22 protein-coding genes are annotated in these 18983 nt (G+C 64.3%); 6 read left to right on the top strand and 16 right to left on the bottom strand.

Annotated elements, in window-relative coordinates:
- Positions 1-106 precede the first annotated feature (106 nt).
- A complete protein-coding gene (locus XH89_RS05540) occupies positions 107-760 on the bottom strand; it encodes a DUF2865 domain-containing protein (RefSeq protein WP_194466106.1) in 654 nt (217 codons plus the stop codon).
- Positions 761-778: 18 nt separating this feature from the next.
- Positions 779-1561, bottom strand: a complete 783-nt coding sequence (locus XH89_RS05535; protein WP_194466105.1) for a L,D-transpeptidase — start codon at positions 1559-1561, stop codon at positions 779-781.
- A gap of 207 nt (positions 1562-1768) precedes the next feature.
- Between XH89_RS05535 and XH89_RS05530 the strand changes: the two genes are divergently transcribed.
- The 6 genes from XH89_RS05530 (at position 1769) to XH89_RS05505 (ending at position 6255) form a co-directional block, all read left to right on the top strand.
- Positions 1769-2881 carry an AI-2E family transporter gene (locus XH89_RS05530; RefSeq protein ID WP_194466104.1) on the top strand — a complete coding sequence of 371 codons (1113 nt, stop codon included), beginning with the start codon at positions 1769-1771 and terminating at the stop codon, positions 2879-2881.
- Between the two features lie 79 nt (positions 2882-2960).
- Positions 2961-3332, top strand: a complete 372-nt coding sequence (locus XH89_RS05525) for a YqjD family protein (RefSeq protein ID WP_194466103.1) — start codon at positions 2961-2963, stop codon at positions 3330-3332.
- Between the two features lie 11 nt (positions 3333-3343).
- Positions 3344-3796 (top strand): hypothetical protein, encoded by a 453-nt coding sequence (locus tag XH89_RS05520; RefSeq protein ID WP_194466102.1) that lies wholly within the window; start codon positions 3344-3346, stop codon positions 3794-3796.
- A 187-nt stretch (positions 3797-3983) separates the two neighbouring features.
- Positions 3984-5126 carry an OpgC domain-containing protein gene (locus XH89_RS05515; RefSeq protein WP_194466101.1) on the top strand — a complete coding sequence of 381 codons (1143 nt, stop codon included), beginning with the start codon at positions 3984-3986 and terminating at the stop codon, positions 5124-5126.
- Between the two features lie 77 nt (positions 5127-5203).
- Positions 5204-5836, top strand: coding sequence for a TetR/AcrR family transcriptional regulator (locus tag XH89_RS05510; RefSeq protein ID WP_194468382.1), 633 nt, complete (start codon positions 5204-5206; stop codon positions 5834-5836).
- Between the two features lie 59 nt (positions 5837-5895).
- Positions 5896-6255 (top strand): RidA family protein, encoded by a 360-nt coding sequence (locus XH89_RS05505; protein WP_194466100.1) that lies wholly within the window; start codon positions 5896-5898, stop codon positions 6253-6255.
- Positions 6256-6271: 16 nt separating this feature from the next.
- Here XH89_RS05505 and XH89_RS05500 read toward each other — a convergent pair whose 3' ends face one another.
- From XH89_RS05500 to urtB, 14 genes are all read right to left on the bottom strand, one after another.
- Complete coding sequence (locus XH89_RS05500) at positions 6272-7930, bottom strand: HWE histidine kinase domain-containing protein (RefSeq protein WP_194466099.1); 1659 nt, start codon at positions 7928-7930, stop codon at positions 6272-6274.
- Between the two features lie 314 nt (positions 7931-8244).
- A complete protein-coding gene (gene ureG / locus XH89_RS05495) occupies positions 8245-8868 on the bottom strand; it encodes an urease accessory protein UreG (protein WP_194466098.1) in 624 nt (207 codons plus the stop codon).
- 161 nt (positions 8869-9029) lie between these two features.
- The gene (locus XH89_RS05490; RefSeq protein ID WP_194468381.1) at positions 9030-9758 is read right to left on the bottom strand and encodes an urease accessory protein UreF; all 729 of its coding nucleotides are present in this window, start codon (positions 9756-9758) and stop codon (positions 9030-9032) included.
- Positions 9739-10377, bottom strand: a complete 639-nt coding sequence (locus XH89_RS05485; protein WP_194466097.1) for an urease accessory protein UreE — start codon at positions 10375-10377, stop codon at positions 9739-9741. Before XH89_RS05485 ends, XH89_RS05490 begins: the two co-directional genes overlap by 20 nt.
- Before the next feature lie 6 nt (positions 10378-10383).
- Positions 10384-10683 (bottom strand): putative quinol monooxygenase, encoded by a 300-nt coding sequence (locus tag XH89_RS05480; RefSeq protein WP_035998129.1) that lies wholly within the window; start codon positions 10681-10683, stop codon positions 10384-10386.
- 140 nt (positions 10684-10823) lie between these two features.
- Positions 10824-12539, bottom strand: a complete 1716-nt coding sequence (gene ureC, locus XH89_RS05475; protein WP_194466096.1) for an urease subunit alpha — start codon at positions 12537-12539, stop codon at positions 10824-10826.
- 34 nt (positions 12540-12573) lie between these two features.
- Positions 12574-13113 carry an HD domain-containing protein gene (locus tag XH89_RS05470; protein ID WP_194468380.1) on the bottom strand — a complete coding sequence of 180 codons (540 nt, stop codon included), beginning with the start codon at positions 13111-13113 and terminating at the stop codon, positions 12574-12576.
- Positions 13114-13170: 57 nt separating this feature from the next.
- The gene (locus tag XH89_RS05465) at positions 13171-13476 is read right to left on the bottom strand and encodes an urease subunit beta (RefSeq protein ID WP_092227079.1); all 306 of its coding nucleotides are present in this window, start codon (positions 13474-13476) and stop codon (positions 13171-13173) included.
- Positions 13477-13485: 9 nt separating this feature from the next.
- Positions 13486-13788 (bottom strand): urease subunit gamma, encoded by a 303-nt coding sequence (locus XH89_RS05460; RefSeq protein WP_027553946.1) that lies wholly within the window; start codon positions 13786-13788, stop codon positions 13486-13488.
- A 36-nt stretch (positions 13789-13824) separates the two neighbouring features.
- Positions 13825-14667 (bottom strand): urease accessory protein UreD, encoded by an 843-nt coding sequence (locus tag XH89_RS05455; protein ID WP_194466095.1) that lies wholly within the window; start codon positions 14665-14667, stop codon positions 13825-13827.
- Between the two features lie 53 nt (positions 14668-14720).
- Positions 14721-15416: an urea ABC transporter ATP-binding subunit UrtE gene (urtE, locus tag XH89_RS05450; protein WP_188101576.1), complete on the bottom strand. Its 696-nt coding sequence runs from the start codon at positions 15414-15416 to the stop codon at positions 14721-14723.
- Positions 15417-15419: 3 nt separating this feature from the next.
- Positions 15420-16181, bottom strand: coding sequence for an urea ABC transporter ATP-binding protein UrtD (gene urtD, locus XH89_RS05445; protein WP_194466094.1), 762 nt, complete (start codon positions 16179-16181; stop codon positions 15420-15422).
- Complete coding sequence (gene urtC / locus XH89_RS05440; RefSeq protein WP_194466093.1) at positions 16178-17356, bottom strand: urea ABC transporter permease subunit UrtC; 1179 nt, start codon at positions 17354-17356, stop codon at positions 16178-16180. The genes urtD and urtC overlap by 4 nt, the downstream gene beginning before the upstream one ends.
- Positions 17353-18963 (bottom strand): urea ABC transporter permease subunit UrtB, encoded by a 1611-nt coding sequence (urtB, locus tag XH89_RS05435; protein ID WP_194466092.1) that lies wholly within the window; start codon positions 18961-18963, stop codon positions 17353-17355. The genes urtC and urtB overlap by 4 nt, the downstream gene beginning before the upstream one ends.
- Between the last annotated feature and the right edge of the window lie 20 nt (positions 18964-18983).

Genomic DNA, 18983 nt, shown 5'->3' with positions numbered 1-18983 from the left:
CTTGCATTTTATGATGGAATTATCGCCCCGGACTGCAGCTGCCGCCGACAACGTGAAAAGCGCGTCCGACCTGCTCGGGATCCAGACCAGCGCGGCGTAAGGCTCCCTACTCCTTCGCCACCACCGGCAGCTGGCGGAATTTGGCTCGCATCGACTCCGGCAATGGCGAAAAGTTCATCGCGACACCGCGGCCATCGTTGGCGTTGCGATTGGCGACGACGAGGCCATCGCGCCCTGCAACGATATCGCCTCTGCGCAAGGTCGGATCGTCCTCGGCCTTGACCGAAGCAAGGCCGACCGAGTCCTTGCCGTTACAGGTACAGCCGGAGACAATCTCGGTGCGATAGCGGTAGGCGTTCGGCAGATCGGAATAGGACTTCCCGCTGTCGGTCGCGGCATCGTCGATGTTGCTGCCATAGACCAGCGAGGTCTCCGACGCCGGGCAGAAGCTCTTGCAGGACTGCGCCTTGCTCTCGGCATCCGTGCCCTGGGCCGGGAAATAGCGGCCGTCGCAGCCACGCACGCAATAGGCCGCGCCGCCGCCATAGGACGCGCGCTGGCGCGGCGCGTCGTAGCGCGGCATGTCATCGCTCGGGAACGGCATCCGGATTTCCGGCGGCGGCCGCATGCGGAAGCCGCCGAAAAGCGCGGAGAAGAAATCCTCGGCATGTGCCGAAGGCGTCAGCGCGAGGCCAAGGGAAGCGATCGCTGCGAACGCGACCGTTCCACAAGCCAGCTTGCTGATCGAACGTCTCATCATGTGACCTCACTCAACTCGCTAGTCTACCGACGACGCCGGGATGTTCAGCGCCTGGCGTCCCGAAGGCAGCGTCGTCACCGCCGGCCGCTTGCGCCAGCTATCACCGCCCTTGTCGCCGCCGCGCGCCATCAGCGGCGCATTCTTCGGCAGCACCACGACCTTGGCGCCGAGGCTGACGCGGCTGAACAGATCGGTCACGTCCTCATTGGTGAGGCGGATGCAGCCGGAGGAAACGAACTTGCCGATCGTGGTGGGATCGTTGGTGCCGTGGATGCGGTATTCGCTTGAGCCGAGATACATCGCGCGCGCACCCAGCGGATTGCCGGGCCCCCCGGCCACGAAGCGCGGCAGATAGGGCTGGCGCGCGATCATCTCTGCCGGCGGGTGCCAATCCGGCCATTCCGCCTTGCGGCTGATGCTCTGCACGCCCGACCAGGTAAATCCCTCGCGGCCGACGCCGACGCCATAGCGCATCGCGCGCCCGTTACCGAGCACGTAATAGAGATAGGTGTTGGCGGTATCGATGACGATGGTGCCGGCCGGCTCGTTGCGGTCGAAGCTCACGATCTGCCGGCGAAGGCGATCGGGCAGCACCGCATCCTCATCTTCCGTCTGTGGCGCTTCGCCGGTGTAACCCTGCGAGTAGGTCTGGTCCTGCTGATAGGCCTGCGGCTGCATCGGCACATAGCCGAGCGTTTGGGCCTGAGCCGCGCACGGCACTGCCAGCAAGGCTGTCGCGAATACACAAGCGCTGACGGCGCGCGGCGAGAAGCTGCGACGGACGACGGAGAACTTTGTCATGTGGCGCCCCGTTGATGTGTGCATCTGGGTGATGCTGCTGTGCCGTCAACGCAGCGATGCCGACTCAAGTTCCGCTGCTGCGTGCGGCAGCCGAGTCACAGTCAAGCGACCGCAACTTCACGAAGCCGCGATGGAACCCTGACGTCCGCCGCGCGTTTTTCCGTCATCAATGGGCGCGCGGAAGAGCTTCCGTGCGGGAGAGATATTGTGCGCGTCCTTCCCAGTGAGCGACTGATTTCCAGCACCGACGAGGGCACTCCGCTTCCTGACAGCCACATCGAGCTGCCGCCGGTGATCCGACGCACCGAATTCGTTGCCTTTGCCCTCGCCGGCCTGCTCCTGATCGCCGTCGTCGCCGTGCTCTATGTCGCCAAAGCGTTCTTCCTGCCTGTCGTGATGGCCGTCGTCGCCGGCACCATGCTGTCGCCGGCAGCGACCTTCCTTGAAAAGCGAGGGGTGCCGCGAGCCCTCGGCGCCGTGCTCATCGTGATCACGGTGAGTGCGGTCGTCGCGTTCATCTTCGCACTTATTGCCTCGCCGGTGATGGCCTGGAGCTCACGTCTGCCGGAGCTTGCCGGACAGCTCAAGGACAAGATGCACGTTTTCGATCGCCCTCTGGCGCTGTGGCAAGAGCTCCAGACCATGGTCGGCGGCTCGGAGCAGCTGCCGAGTGTCCCGCTCCCCAAGATCGAATGGGTGCAACCGACGCTGGAATTCCTGTCGCCGACCTTTGCCGAATTCCTGCTGTTCTTCGCCACCCTGATCCTGTTCATCGCGAGCTGGCGCGACCTGCGGCGCGCGCTGATCATGACGTTCAGCGAGCGCGATGCGAGGCTGCGCACGCTGCGGATCCTGAACGAGATCGAGGTCCATCTCGGCAATTATCTGCTGACGGTCACCGTCATCAATATCGGCGTCGGCGTAGCCGCCGGTGTCGTTTGCGCAATCACGGGCATGCCCAATCCGGCCGGCCTCGGCGCCCTCGCCGCAACGCTGAACTTCATCCCGATCATCGGGCCGGTCGCGATGTTCCTCATTCTGGCCGTCATCGGGGTCGTGGCGTTCCCGACCATCGGCGGCGGCCTGGCCGCGGCGATCGCCTTCGGCGGCATCACGTTCATGGAAGGGCACTTTGTCACACCGACCATCATCGGCCGCAGGCTGGCGCTGAATGCGCTGGCCGTATTCATCGCGCTGGCCTTCTGGACCTGGCTGTGGGGGCCAATGGGCGCCTTCCTGTCGTCTCCGCTGCTGATCGTCGGGTTGATCCTGAAGGAGCATCTGTTGCCGGAGGATACGCCGCAGCTTCCGCAGGCGTAACGGCGGCCGCGAACGGAACTTCCCCGAAGACGAAACGTTTTCCGGCTATCTCCGCGGCCGACAGTTTTGGAGCCCCTTGATGTCAATGACCAATGGCGAAGCCGGGATGCGAGACTGGATCGACAAAGCCACCGCAGAACGCCTCGAGAAGGATGTAGCAGCCGTGAAAAGCGATATCGCCGCCCTCACCGACCAGATCACCGACGCGCTCAACACGTTCGCCAATGCCACGGGCAAGCAGGCCCGACGTGGCTACCGGCAGGCGCGGGACAACGTGGATTCAACGCTCGACGACTTCTCGGAGCGCGGCAGCGCCATGATGGATGCTGCGCAGGATGCCTACGGCTCGCTCGAGGAGACGCTGGAAGACGCAATCACGCAGCGGCCGCTCGCGACCGTCGGCGTCGCACTCGGCATCGGCTTCCTGATCGGCTTCGCCTGGCGCCGCTAGGGAGCAAGACCGTGTTTCAGCGCATCATCGACGGCATCAGCGCATCGACAGGCACGACAATCCGGCTGACGTCGCTTGCTGCCGGTGCGGCCTTTGCGCTGTTCGTCACCACATGCTTCCTTTGCGCGGCGGCGTTCATCTCGGTGCTGGAAAAATACGGCCCCGTGCAGGCCTGCCTCGCCGGCGCCGGCATCTTCTTCCTGCTGACGCTCGCCGCCGCAGGGACCTATTGGGGTTACAAGCGGGAGATGCGGACACGCGCGCGCATCGCCGCCGAGCGCGCCGCGAAAGCGGCACCCAGCATGCTCGCGGATCCCATGCTGATCGCAACAGGCCTGCAGATCGTCCGCGCCATCGGCGTCAAACGGTTGTTGCCGATCCTGGCGATCGGCGGCGTCGCGCTCGGAATCCTCGCAAGCCGCGCTGGCGCGACGGATGAGGCGGCGGCCGAGCCGGCCGAGTAAGGACGAGGCACGTTAGGAAAGTTGCGCTGCCGGCCGGGCGAGCAGGCCGGTCGGATTTCGATGGCCCGATACAGCGCAATTTTTCACCAGGCGCGGTCAATCCACCCTTCTCACGCAATCGCTACTCGGATAGGCATGCAGTTGCCGCTAAAAGCATCGCCCCTGATTCCAGAAGTCAATTTCCGCGATGAAACCGTCCGTCAAGGCGAACCTTGCCGCATTTCAACACGACGCCAGGCTCTATCTGACGCTCGGCATTGCCAATTGGTCGGTCTTCGTCGACCACGTCCCGAACAACGTCGTCAATCTGCTGACGCTGCGCAATTTCGGCTTCAGCGGCGCGGCCGATCTGTTCGTGTTCGTGGTGGGCTACGGCGTCGCCATCATTTACGGCAGGATGTCGCTGGAGCGCGGCTATGTCGTCGCGGCGACCCGCATCTTCCGCCGCGTCTGGCGGCTCTATGCCGCCTACGTCGTGCTGTTCGTGATCTATATCGACGCCATCGCCTATGTCGCCTCGCAATCGATGGCACCCGAGATCATCGAGGAATACAACATCTCGGGAATTCTCGAGCACCCGCTGCGCATCCTGGTCCAGGGATTGGTGCTCCAGGAACAGCCGCTCAACCTCGACCTCCTGCAGCTGATGATTCCGCTGATGGCGTTCTTCCCGTTCGCCTTGTGGGGTCTGCTGCGGCACCCGAACCTGACGCTGGGCGCATCAGTCGCGCTGTATCTCGCCGCGCGCTGGTTCGGTTGGAATTTCCACGCTTATCCTGACCAGGATTGGACGTTCAATCCGTTCTGCTGGCAGATGCTGATGGTATTGGGCGGCTGGTTCGCCGTTACCGGCGCTTCGGGCCGCGGCTTGCACAACCTGCCCTGGCTGCGCGTTCTCGCGGGCGCCTATCTCGTCGCGGCGATGGCCATCACCTTGATGCGCCACTCGCCTGCACTGTCGGCCTATCTGCCTGATGTGGTGCTCAACGGCATCACGCCGGCCGACAAGGAAAATCTCGCGCCCTATCGCGTGCTCCATTTCCTCGCGCTCGCCTTTATCGCAACCCATCTCATCCCCGCGGAGCATCCGGGGCTGCAATGGAAGCCGCTCCAGATGGTGATCAAATGCGGCGAGGAATGGCTCGCCGTGTTCTGCATCGGCGTATTCTTGTCCTTCGCCGGCCATCTCATCCTGATCACAGGCGCCAACCTGGTCGTGATACAGATCGGGGTGAGCCTTGCCGGTTTCGCGGCGATGACCGCCGTGGCCTATTATATCTCCTGGTCGAAGCGGCAGGACGAGCCGGCGGCCCTGCGGCAGCGGGCCTAGTCGCGCGATTTCGCTAGGCTGCCGGCCGCCGCTACGCTATGCGGGACGAGGCGGCGGTCACGCGGGAATGGCAGCCTCTGCGCAAGGAGACCGGCTTGGTCATAGCGAAAAGCACGTCTGATGCAGCCGAGGGCGCACCCCGGCGCGGCCGGCCGCGCTCGGTCGAGACCACCCATGCCATTCTCGAAAGCGCCTATGCGCTGATGGCCACGACCGGCCTTGGCGCAACCACGATCGATGCGGTCGCGCGCCATTCCAACGTCTCCAAGATGACGATCTACAAATGGTGGCCGTCGCGGGAGGCGCTGCTGATCGACGCCTTTCTCCACCACGCCGCACAAATGCTGCCGCTGCCACCCGTGAGCGCGGGCACGCCCGCAGCGCGCGCGCGCCGCCATGCCGCGGCCTATGCCGAAGCCCTGCAAGGCGAGTTCGGCAAGGTGCAGCTTGCCGTCATCTCCGAATGCATCTCCAAGACCGGCTCCGCCGAACTGTTCTATGCCCGCTATCTGCAATTTCGCCGCGACGCGCTGGTGGATATGATCGCGACCGGCCAGCGCGACGGCAGCATCCAGGCCGAAGGCCCGGCGGAGGATCTCTACGACGCCATCTATGGCAGCCTGTTCTATCGCTACGTGTTCGGCATCGCGCCGATCACGCCGGCCTATGCGCGCAGCCTGGTCGACCTGGTGCTGCGGCCGAAGGGCTAAAGCAGACGCGCAATGCGCGGAAATCTCATTTCGAGTCCTACAGGAGCATCCGTCTCATCATGATCAAACGCATCTTGCCATACGAAGGCTTGCTCCATGAAGTCGTCGAGCATGCAGGTGTGCTCTATATCGGCGGAATTGTCCCCGAGGACACCAGCCGCGACATGTCCGGCCAGGCCAACGATGTGCTTGGCCAGTTGTCGCAACTCCTGAAGACTCTCGGATCCGACATGGCCAACGTCTTGCAGGTGACCATCTTCATGACTGACCTGAGCGAGAAGGCTGCGTTCAATGCGGCCTGGAAGGCGCACTTCGCGGAAGCTCATCTGCCTGCGCGTGCTGCCGTCGGCGTGGCCGATCTCGGTCCTGGCGTCAAACTCGAGATGACGGCAGTCGCCGCACGACCAACCTCGGCCTGATGGGGAGGCGCGGACTCTACTTCGCCGGCCGCACCGGCGCCGAGATCTTGTCGGTGCGGTCGCGTTCGGTCATGTCGACGACCGTTTCCATCGGCGCTATCAGCTCGTAGACATAGGAGACGTCGGTGAAGTAGCGCTTGGCTGTGCCGCCGAGCGCTTCGGGCGCGACACGGTCGAGCAGGATCAGGCCGAAATCTGAATCCGGCCGGCGCGTCGCCTCGCTGGTGTTGAACTCCTCCCAGCGGAACTGGAAAACCTCCTCACCCGCTTCGCCCGTCACCGTCCAGTTTGCGGTGATGTGCGGATGCTTGCCGACCAGCGACAGGCCTTCGTCCGAGTGCGAGGCGAGCTCGAAGAACAGCAGCGACAGGCTCTGCGCCGCACGCGCGCTGACGGCGATGTCAGGCCCGCTGACGGCGATGCGATCGGCATGCGGAATGGCACGCGCTTCGAACAGGCCCTTCAGCTTGACGCCCTGCCACTGACTCTCGCTGAGCAGCGACACCACGTTCGACATGGCGTGGATGCGGCCGATCAGGAGCTCGCGCGCGACATCGATGTCGGAGCCATGGCGCAGCGTGCGGGTCACGATCGACTGGATTACCGCGAGGATGTTCTTCACGCGATGATTCAGCTCGTCGATGACCGCGGTCAATCGCCGCTCGAAGCCGATCCGCACCTGGATTTCGCGGCTGAGCCTGAGATTGTTGTAGGCGACGTAGCCGAACAGGCCGCACACCATCGCGGTGATCGCGAAGCCGATCGCCGCCACGATGATCGCGGTCTGCTCCGCGCGCCGCGCCGAATTGGTCTTGGCGTAATAGCCGAGCTGCCAGTCGCGACCGCCGAAACTCACCGTGCGCGTCGCCGATGGGGCCGGCCCGTCCGGCGACGTCATGCGGGTCGAAACCACGCCCTGGTCGTTGGCAACGAGCTCGCTGCCCTCCTTGCGCGGATCCTTGAGCGCCACGGAGAACAATGACAGATCGTCATTGGTCAGCATCAGCGTGGCGAGCTCATAGGAAAACGTGATGAAGCCGGCCGGCTCGGTGGCGCCCTCGGGAATGACCGGAGCCGCCACGATGACGCCGATCGGCCCGTTCCCGCGCAGCAGCGGCACCGGGTCGGAGGCAATTGACCGCTTCTCGATCCTGGCCCGCGTCAGCATTGCACTGCGAACCGGGTCGTTGTCGTAGCTACTGCCCGGCAGCGCCTTGGTCTCGTCGCTACGCGGCTCGAGATCCATCAGCACGTCGATCGGATGGGTCAGGCTGGCCGGGTCGATCGGCTTGTCGCTGAAATCCCGGATCTGCGGCTTCGGGAAGCCGGCCGCCGCAATGGCGTTCTGTGCCGCGGCGAGCTCGTTCGGCTGCAGCCGCGCGACCCAGCCGGCCACTACGAAGTCGGTCTTGAAGGCGTAGATGGCCGAACGCAGCGGCTCCAGCATGTTCGGCTTCAGCACCGACGGCGCGCGGAACAGGCCTGAGGCGACACGCGCCAGCAGCTCGCGCTCGGTCGATCTGTCCTGGACCAGGCTCGCATGAACGTCGATCGCGCGCGCCAGCGCAATCCGGTCCAGCGCCAGCTCCTGGTCGTGGACGCGATACGCCGCGAGCCCGGAGAGCAAGGCTCCGAGCAGAGCGATGAAGCCGATGATGAAACCCAGCCGGACCACGCGACTACTCAGGCGGAAGCAGGAGGTCGGCAATAAACACGGAGCATATCAACGCCGCTCGAACGGCCATGGACCGAAACAGGGTGGAGCCCAGTACCAGAGATAATGACGGAGGAGGCATTTGCACGCAACTTGGGTCGCCCAAAAAGCTTAATCAGCCCGGCCGATCGTCTGGCCGATAACGGCTTTGCTCCAGGCACCGGAGGTAGATAATCGCTATGTCCGAAATTTGTTCCGCCGACGCGCTTTTGCCTCAGAGGTTAACGGCGGAAAACGCCTGCGCCATGTCGCCGCGGGCCGTCAGCTTGCCCGCTTCAATCCGCTCGTTTCAGCCCACCTTTGGTCTCGATGAAGCCGACGATACGGTCGAGCCCCTCGCTTTTCTTCAGGTTGGTCATGACGAAGGGGCGTTCGCCGCGCATGCGTTTAGCGTCGGTGTTCATCTTCTCGAGGGACGCCCCGACATGGGGCGCGAGGTCGATCTTGTTGATGACCAGGAGGTCGGACCGTGTGATGCCGGGGCCGCCCTTGGACGGAATCTTGTCGCCGGCGGCAACGTCGATCACATAGATGGTGAGGTCGGCAAGCTCCGGGGAAAAAGTGGCCGCGAGATTGTCGCCGCCGGATTCGATCAGCACCAGGTCGAGCCCGGGGAATTTGGCCCGCATGTCCGCAACGGCGGCGAGATTCATCGAAGCGTCCTCGCGGATCGCTGTGTGCGGGCAACCGCCGGTCTCGACGCCGGCGATGCGGTCCGGCGTCAGCGAGCCGGAACGCACGAGGAATTCCGCATCCCACTTGGTGTAGATGTCGTTGGTAATCGCGGCGATGTCGTAGCGCTCCCGCATGGTCTTGCAGAGCAGGTCCATCAGCGCGGTCTTGCCCGATCCAACGGGACCGCCGACGCCGACACGCAAGGGGCCGTGAGATTTCGACATGTCGTTCGCTCTTTCCTAACGTCGTCCCGGCGAAAGCCGGGACCCATAGCCACCGAACTCAGTTGATGAGACAGGCTGTGGCTTCATCCTTCCATAACCACGCACATTTGTGGTTATAGGTCCCGGCCTTCGCCGGGACGACACCGTGGCAAGATCGCGCCTCATGACCTGAATAGCCGCGTATATTGCGTCTCGTGCCTGAGGCTGGCGAGATCGGCGCGAAAGGTCGCGCTGCCGAGATCGTCCAGCGTCGCATTCAGCGCCCGATTGGCTGTGACGGCGGCGGCGGCTTCCAGCTTCACCAGCACGCGCTGGCTGTCGGTCTGGCCGAGCGGAATGAGCCGGCTCGCCGCCGAGATCCAGTTCGAGACCAGCGCATGCAGGAAGGCGTGCAGCGTCGGGGCCAACGGCACCGCGTGCATTGCGGCGACGACGCCGACGGCAACGGGATAGACCAATGGCGTACGGCATGCCGCAACCATGGCATCCAGGCCGTTCGCATCCCACGCGGCACGGGTGATGTCGATGAAGGCGCGGCCCTGCGAGGTCGTCTCGAGCTGCCGCTCGCGCGACGGCACGAAGGCGGCGGCGAGCTCGGCGATATCGCCGAGCGCGGCATCCTCGCCGGCCTCGGCGGCGCGATAGGCCTGCACCAGAAACGTCGCATCGCAAAAGCCCGAGCCGTCGCCGAGCATCGCGTCGAGCCAGTCGGCCAACGTCGCGACATCAGTGATATCACCCGCTTCGACCGCCCATTCGATGCCGCTGGAATAGGAGAAGCCGCCGACGGGAAATGCCGGCGACAGCCACGTCATCAGCCGGTACAGCGCCGCCGCCTCGCGCTCGACGAGGTCGCCGGCACCGACCTGCTCATTTGTGGTCATGACCATGCGTGTGGCCGTGGTGATGATCGGGATGATCGCAATGTTCGTCGTGGTGATGGTGGTGATCATGGCCATGGTCATGCGCGGCATGATCATGATGATGGTCATGGCCATGGTCGTGATGACCGTGATCGTGGGGGTCGTGGTGCCCATGAGCGTGGTGCGCATGGTCATCATGGCCATGCGCATGCCCGGCCTCGGCATAGGCGCCGCCTTCGGGATCGAACGGCGCCTCGATCTCGATCACCTTCGCGCCAAGCCCCTTCACCATCGCTTCGATGACGTGATCGCGGCGGATGCGCAAGGCTTTGGTCATCAGCTGTGTCGGCAGATGGCGGTTGCCGAGGTGCCAGGCCACGCGGACCAGGTGATGCGGGTCGCGGCCGCGGATCTCCAGCAGCGGCTCGGGCGCGGCCACCACCTCGACCAGCCTTCCGTCCTCCAGCACCAGCGCATCGCCGCCGCGCAGCGCGACGGCGTTCTCCAGATCAAGCAGGAATTCGAGACCCCGTGTCCCCGTCATCGCCATGCGGCGGCGGTGCCGATCGTCGAAATCGAGCACGACCGTATCCGCCGGCGTTTCCGTGAAACGGTGCTGTCCCCTGACCTGCGTTGCCCGGATCATGCGCTGTTACCTCGTCTCGACCTTCTCGGGCGTGATGTATTCGATCTTCGGCGGCGCCGTGAAGCACTTTACGGCGACCCGACCGAACGTCTTCATGTGCTCGGCAGCGCGATGCGGCCCCAACGCCTCCATGTTCTCCCACTGCTCGACGAACACCATCTTGGCGGGATCGGTGACGCTTTCGTGCAGGTCGTAGGCGATATTACCGGGCTCTTTCCGCGTCTCCTTGATGCAGGCGGTCGCGGCTGCAATGAATTCGGCACGCGTCTCGGGCTTGATGGTCAGGGTGGCAACGACGTAGATCACGAGAAATCCTCCCGGCTTTTCTTCTCAAGGGTTCAATTCCGGCCGGGACATTAGACCAGCCGGGATCGAACGCAAAACCGGAAAAGCCGTCCCAAGACATGCAACCGGCATGCACCGGGGACATGCGTTGAGGCGCTATTTCAGTACATGAAATATCGCTGGGCCATCGGCAGCACCTCGGCGGGCGGACAGGTCAGAAGCTCGCCGTCGGCGCGCACCTCGTAGGTCTCCGGATCGACCTCGATGTTGGGCGTCGCGTCGTTGTGGATCATGCTCTTCTTGGAGATCTTGCTGCGGGTGTTCTGGACCGCATAGAGCTTCTTGTCGATGCCGAGCTTGCGCGCCAGCCCGCCGGTTACCGCGGCCTTCGAAGTGAACACCACGGACGACGCGGTGCGCGCCTTGCCGAAGGCGCCGAACATCGGTTGGTAGTGCACCGGCTGCGGCGTCGGGATCGAGGCGTTGGGGTCGCCCATGGGCGCTGCGACGATGGTGCCGCCCTTGATGATGCAATCCGGCTTGACGCCGAAGAAGGCCGGCGACCACAGCACGAGATCGGCGAGCTTGCCCTTCTCGACCGAGCCGATCAGCTTGGACACGCCGTGCGCGATCGCAGGGTTGATGGTGTATTTCGCGATGTAGCGCTTGACGCGGAAATTGTCGCTGTCCTTGCCCTTGTCCTGCGGCAGCGAGCCGCGCTGCTTCTTCATCTTGTCGGCGGTCTGCCAGGTGCGGATGATCACCTCGCCGAGACGGCCCATGGCTTGCGAATCCGAGGACATCATCGAGAGCGCGCCGAGATCGTGCAGGATATCCTCGGCCGCAATGGTCTCCTTGCGGATGCGGCTTTCGGCGAAGGCCAGATCTTCCGCGATCGAGGGATCGAGATGGTGGCACACCATCAGCATGTCGAGATGCTCGTCGATGGTGTTGCGGGTGAAGGGGCGCGTCGGATTGGTCGAGGACGGCAGCACATTCTTCAGGCCCGCGACCTTGATGATGTCGGGGGCGTGGCCGCCGCCGGCACCCTCGGTATGGAAGGCATGGATGGTGCGGCCCTTGAAGGCCTTGATGGTGTCTTCGACGAAGCCGGATTCGTTCAGCGTATCGGAATGCAGCATGACCTGAATGTCGTGGTCATCGGCGACCGAGAGGCAATTGTCGATCGCAGCCGGCGTCGTGCCCCAATCCTCGTGCAGCTTCAGCGCGCAGGCGCCGGCCTTGATCATCTCGACCAGCGCCGCCGGGCGCGATGCATTGCCCTTGCCTGAGATGCCGAGATTGACCGGGAAAGCATCGAACGACTGGATCATCCGCGCGATGTGCCAGGGGCCGGGCGTGCAGGTGGTGGCGAAAGTGCCGTGCGACGGACCGGTACCGCCACCCAGCATCGAGGTGACGCCTGACATCAACGCGTGTTCGATCTGTTGGGGGCAGATGAAATGGATGTGGCTGTCGAAGCCGCCGGCGGTGAGGATCTTGCCTTCGCCCGCGATCACGTCGGTGCCGGGGCCGATGATGATGGTGACGCCCGGCTGGATGTCGGGATTGCCGGCCTTGCCGATCGCCGAGATCATGCCGTCCTTGATGGCGACGTCAGCCTTCACGATACCCCAGTGGTCGACAATCAGCGCATTGGTGATGACGGTGTCGGCCGCGCCCTGCTTGTTGGTGACCTGCGATTGCCCCATGCCGTCACGGATCACCTTGCCGCCGCCGAACTTCACCTCTTCGCCATAGGTGGTGAAATCCTTCTCCACTTCGATGATGAGATCGGTGTCGGCGAGCCGAACCCTGTCGCCGGTGGTCGGGCCGAACATATCGGCATAGACGGAACGCTTCATCTTGACGGACATCACAAGCCCCGTTTGCGATTGAACTGTTGGCTGCTCACAGCAAAGCCTTCGCTGCTTTCACGGCATCATCGAATTTCGTATCGAGCCATGCATTGCCGCCGCGGCACCCCGCGACGACCCGCTCGGCCCAGCCGCTGTAGTCGGCGAGGTCGTCGCGCTCTTCAGTGGACGGATCAGAATGAATGCGGGCGCCGATATTGCTGATCTTGTCGGCGATCTTGATCAGCTTTGCGCCGGGAGATTTGTGCGGAGCGTCCTCGATCTGCCTCCGTCGCCGCTCGGTCTTCGGCAAGCTCATGTCGTCGGTGCATTCGACGACCAGGGACGCGACGCGCTCCGAGAAGGTCTGCGCAAGCTCTTCGCGTGTGGTGTCGGTGTCCTCGATTGCATCGTGCAGCCAGCCGGCCGCGACCAGCTCGGCATCGGCGCCGTCGGTCGCGGTCGCGAGCAGGTTCGCAACCTCGGCGAGGTGATTGATGTAGGGTTCGTTGCCGCGCCCCTTGCGCGCCATGCCGTTGTGGCGGCGCGCGGCGAGCTCGGCAGCTTCAGAGACAAGACGTATCGGCGAGAGCATGGCGGTGGCCTCCATTTCGCTCTCAACCATGCCGTCGCATGCTTCGTTCCTGAAGGATCACAGCTTCCCCATTACGTCGCCACGAAAACCGTAGATGGTCTTCTTGCCCGCGAGCGCGACGAGCTGCACGTCGCGGGTCTGGCCGGGCTCGAAGCGGACCGCGGTGCCGGCGGCGATGTCGAGGCGCATGCCGCGGGACTTCTTGCGGTCGAATTTCAGCGCCGGGTTGGTCTCGAAGAAATGATAGTGCGAGCCGACCTGGATCGGGCGGTCGCCGGTGTTGGCGACCGTCAGCGTCACGGTCTTGCGGCCGGCATTGAGCTCGATCTCGCCGTCCTGGATGAAGAGTTCGCCGGGAATCATGTCGCTCTCCTATCGGATCGGTTCGTGCACGGTGACGAGCTTGGTGCCGTCGGGAAACGTCGCCTCGACCTGGATGTCGTGGATCATCTCGGGGATGCCGGGCATCACCTGGTCGCGGGTGAGCACCTGCGCGCCCGATTGCATCAGCTCGGCGACGGTACGGCCGTCACGCGCGCCCTCGAGGATGAAGTCGGAGATGATCGCGACCGCCTCGGGATGGTTGAGCTTGACACCGCGGTCCAGCCTGCGACGGGCCACGATGGCCGCCATCGAGATCAGAAGCTTGTCCTTTTCGCGGGGAGACAGGTTCATACGAAATCTCTTCCGTTCAACACGTCAATCAATCGATCAGTTCAGCCACAGCCGGGGCAGCGCGGCGCCGGTGCGCGCCAGCACGGCCATCATGTCGGCACGCAAACGTGCCGCATCTTGGGCACAGAACCGCGCCATTGCAAAGCCGTTCCAGGCTGAAATCCCGACCTCGCCGGCGAAAGATTCCGATGCCTCACGGATGCGCTCGACCAACACCTCGTCACCAGGCACGATCAGCGCCGTGCCGATCGCGGCCCCGCCCTTGGCGGCCGCCGGCCGCGCCAGTTTTGCGCCGATATGGCCATCGAGCCGGACGGTCTCGGCAAAGACGAGCCGGCCGCCACGACGCAGCCGCCAGCGGTCGACGAATTCGCCCTGCTCCACACGCTCGCCCATGGCCGTGCGGCCGAATACGACGATCTCGCACAACAGCAGCGAGGCGGCCTCATCCAGCTCGATGTCGAAGCGGCGATGCACCCGCGCGCGATCGAACAGGATCGTCTCCTGAGGCAGCCAGGACAAATGCGCGCCGGCAGCGGCCTTCAAGGAAATATTGAGCTGCGCCGCCGCTCCCGGCGCGCGGTAGACCTTTTCGGCAGCAGCCGTGGTCAGCGTCAAACGCGCAGCGCCCGCGGCCGAGATCTCGATGTCGAAACGATCGCCGCCGGCAACGCCTCCGGCCGTGTTGACGAACACGCCGGACAGGCCATCATCCTCCGGCGAGGGAAAGCGCACACGGAGCGAGCCGGATTCATGCAAGGCGCCCCGTCGCGTCACACCATCACGGGCGTGCACGTCGAAGCTGACGGCGCCGCGCGCGCGATTGGCTTCGAACACCGAAGATGTTGCCAAGGAAGTCACCTGGGCGTCGCTGCGCATCCGTCTCCCCTAGCCGGCCGCGGCAGGATTTCACAAGCCTACAATGTCCCGGCTTACAGCGCCATCTGGCGGCTGATCTCGCTTGGGTCGAGATTGGAGCGGTCGCAGGTGAACTTCACCGCCCCGCGATCCATCACCGCAAAGCTGTCGCCGAGTTCGCAGGCAAAGTCGAGATATTGTTCGACCAGCACGATGGCGATGTTGCCGAGGTTGCGCAAGTAGGAGATGGCCCGTCCGATGTCCTTGATGATCGAAGGCTGGATGCCTTCGGTCGGCTCGTCGAGCAGCAGCAGCTTCGGCCGCATCACCAGCGCACGCCCGATCGCGAGCTGCTGCTGCTGGCCGCCGGAGAGATCGCCGCCGCGCCGGCCGAGCATGGATTGCAGCACCGGAAACAACGAGAACACGTCGTCCGGAATGTTCTTGTCCTGGCGCTTGAGCGGGCCGAAGCCGGTCTTGAGGTTTTCCTCGACAGTGAGAAGCGGGAATATCTCGCGGCCCTGCGGCACGAAGCCGATGCCCTTGCGCGCCCGCTCATAGGGCTTGAGGCCGGTGATGTCGCTGCCGTCGAACACGATTGCGCCCGAGGAGATCGGATATTGCCCGACCATGGCACGCAAGAGCGAGGTCTTGCCGACGCCGTTGCGCCCGAGCACGCAGGTCACCTTGCCCGGCTCGGCCGCGATCGAGACGCCGCGCAGTGCCTGCGCCGCGCCGTAGAACAGATTGATGTCCTTGACCTCAAGCATCGCTCAGCGTCCCAGATAGACTTCGATGACCCGCTCGTTGGACGAGACCTGGTCGATGGTTCCCTCGGCGAGCACGGTGCCTTCATGCAGGCAGGTGACCTTGACCCCGAGCTCGCGCACGAACGTCATGTCGTGCTCGACCACCATGACCGTATGGGTCTTGTTGATCTCTTTCAGCAGCTCGGCGGTGAGATGCGTCTCGACGTCGGTCATGCCGGCGACGGGCTCGTCAACGAGAAGCAGTTTCGGATCCTGCGCCAGCAGCATGCCGATCTCGAGCCATTGCTTCTGGCCGTGGCTGAGGCTGCCCGCGAGGCGGTTGCGGGCGTCGGTGAGACGGATCGTCTCCAGCACCTTGTCGATGCGCTCGGACTCCGCCCTGCTGCCGCGCCAGAACAGCGTGCCGCGGACCGAGTGATCGACATTGAGCGCGAGCAGGAGATTGTCCTGCACGGTCTGGCTCTCGAACACCGTCGGCTTCTGGAATTTGCGGCCGATGCCGAGCTCGGCGATGCGGGTCTCGTCGAGCCGCGTCAGGTCGGTGACGCCGTCGAACAGCACGGCGCCTTCATCCGGCTTGGTCTTGCCGGTGATGATGTCCATCATCGTGGTCTTGCCGGCGCCGTTCGGGCCGATGATCGCGCGCATCTCGCCGGGCGCGAGCGTCAGCGACAGATTGTTGATGGCATGGAAGCCATCGAACGAGACGTGCACGCCGTCGAGATAGAGCATCGCGGAGGTCGCACGGGTATCCATGACGTTCATGACCGCTCCTCCGCCATCTTGGGTTGGGTGACACCGTCTTCGGCCGCTGCACTTGCGGTGGCTGAAGCAGAGCGCTTCTCTTTCGACTGTTCCCGCCAGGCATTGAAGGTGCCGACGATGCCTTTCGGCAGCAGCAGCGTCACCAGGATGAACAGCGCGCCCAGCATGAACAGCCAGTACGGTGCCAGCACGCCCGAGGTGAAGAAGGTCTTGGCGTAGTTGACGACGATGGCACCGAGCGCCGCACCGATCAGCGTGCCGCGACCGCCGACCGCGACCCAGATCACCGCTTCGATCGAATTGCCCGGCGCGAATTCGGATGGGTTGATGATGCCGACCTGCGGCACATAGAGCGCGCCGGCAACGCCCGCCATACAGGCCGACAGCGTGAACACGAACAGCTTGTAGGATTCGACGCGGTAGCCGAGGAAGCGGCTGCGCGATTCCGCATCGCGGATCGCGATCAACACCTTGCCGAGCTTGGAAGACACGACCGCGCGGCAGATCAGGAAGCTGAAGATCAGCGCCAGGCAGCTCAGCGCGAACAGCGCGGCGCGGGTGCCTTCGGCCTGGACGTTGAAGCCCAGGATATCCTTGAAGTCGGTGAGGCCATTGTTGCCGCCAAATCCAAAGTCGTTGCGGAAGAAAGCGAGCAGCAGCGCATAGGTCATCGCTTGGGTAATGATCGACAGATACACGCCGGTGACACGGGAGCGGAAGGCGAGCCAGCCGAAGCAGAACGCGAGCAGGCCCGGCACGAGCAGCACCATCAGCGCGGCGAACCAGAACATGTCGAAGCCGTACCAGGTCCAGGGCAGCTTCGAGTAGTTCAGGAACACCATGAAGTCGGGCAGGATGGGATTGCCGTAGACACCGCGGGAGCCGATCTGCCGCATCAGGTACATGCCCATGGCGTAGCCGCCGAGCGCGAAGAAGGCGCCGTGGCCGAGCGAGAGGATGCCGCAATAGCCCCAGATCAGGTCGATCGACAGCGCGAGGATGGCGTAGCAGACATATTTGCCCCAGAGCGCGACCAGATAGGTCGGCACCTGCAGGAACGAGCCCGCCGGCAGCAGCAGGTTGGAGAGCGGGATGAGGATGCCGCAGGCCGCGACGATCATCAGGAAGATCGCCGCGCCGCGGTCCAGCGATCGCGTCAGCATGTGAGGGGTCATGCTTCCACCGCACGGCCCTTGAGCGCGAACAGTCCGCGCGGCCGCTTTTGAATGAACAGGATGATCAGGACCAGGATCGCGATCTTGCCGAGCACGGCGCCGGCGACCGGCTCCAGGAACTTGTTGGCGATGCCGAGCGTGAAGGCGCCGACGAGGGTCCCCCATAGATTGCCCACGCCGCCGAACACCACGACCATAAAGCTGTCGATGATGTAGCTCTGGCCGAGGTTGGGACTGACATTGTCGATCTGCGACAGCGCCACGCCGGCGATGCCGGCAATGCCCGAGCCGAGCCCGAAGGTGAGCGCATCGACGCGCGAGGTGGCGATGCCCATCGAGGCCGCCATGCGGCGGTTCTGCGTCACGGCGCGCATCTCGAGGCCAAGGGCGGTGTAGCGCAGCATCGCGAGCAGGATCACGAACACCGCCAGCGTGAAGCAGAGGATCCAGAGCCGGTTATAGGTGATGGTGATCTGGCCGAGCTCGAACGCACCGCTCATCCAGGAGGGGTTGCCGACCTCGCGGTTGGTCGGGCCGAACATGGTGCGGACCGCCTGCTGCAGCACCAGCGACAGGCCCCAGGTCGCGAGCAGCGTCTCCAGCGGCCGGCCGTAGAGGAAGCGGATGATGCTGCGCTCGATCAACACGCCGATCGCGCCGGCGACGAGAAAGGCCAGCGGCACGGCGATCAGCAGCGAATAGTCGAACAGGGCGGGGTAGCGGGTGCGGATCACCTCCTGCACCACGAAGGTGGTGTAGGCCCCGATCATCACCATCTCGCCATGGGCCATGTTGATGACGCCCATCACGCCGAAGGTGATGGCAAGGCCGATCGCCGCGAGCAGCAGCACCGAGCCGAGCGACAGGCCGTACCAGGCATTCTGCACCGTGGACCAGACCGCCAGCGTGTTCTGGATCGAGCCGATCGCGCTGGTCGCGGCCTTCGCAACGGACGCCGGCTGGTCGGTGCCGATGTCGGAGAGCAGCGCCAGCGCCTCCTGGTCGCCGCGCGCCTTGATGGTGGCGACAGCCTCGAGCTTCTGCACCTCGGTGGCGTCGGACTTGAACAGCAGGATCGCCGCGCGCGCTTCTCCGAGCGCGGTCTTGGCCGATCTATTGGTTTCCTTGGCGAGCGCGCTTTCGACCGCCTCGAGCGCGGTCTCCTCATGCGACTTGAAGACGGATTGAGCGGCCTGGAGCCGCGCGCCGAGATCCGGCGACTGCAGCGTCAGGCTGCCGAGCGCGGCATCGACGCTGCGGCGCAGGCGGTTGTTGAGTCGAACGGCGCTGGCGCTGTCAGGCACGCTGGCGACAGCCTCGCCGGTCGCGGCATCGATCGACTTGCCGTCGGTCCCGGTGACGTAAACCTTCTTGCTGTCGGGATCGGCCATCAGGCGGCCGTCCTGGAGCGCGTTGATGATCGGGAAAGCGAGCTTGTTGCCGCTGCTTGCGACCACGCCGATCGCTTCTTCCGTATCGGAGTAATCGTCGTTGGCGAATTTGGCGACCGCATCTTCAAACGGACCGGCAAAGGCCGGCAGCGCGAACGCGATCAGGAACAGCGAAAGGACAAAGCTACAGAGACGAGCGGATAGATTGGTTGGCACTTTGGATCACCCCGGCAGAA

The organism is Bradyrhizobium sp. CCBAU 53340 (assembly GCF_015291645.1).
GTDB lineage: Bacteria > Pseudomonadota > Alphaproteobacteria > Rhizobiales > Xanthobacteraceae > Bradyrhizobium.
This window is presented reverse-complemented; position numbering and strand designations above follow the sequence as displayed.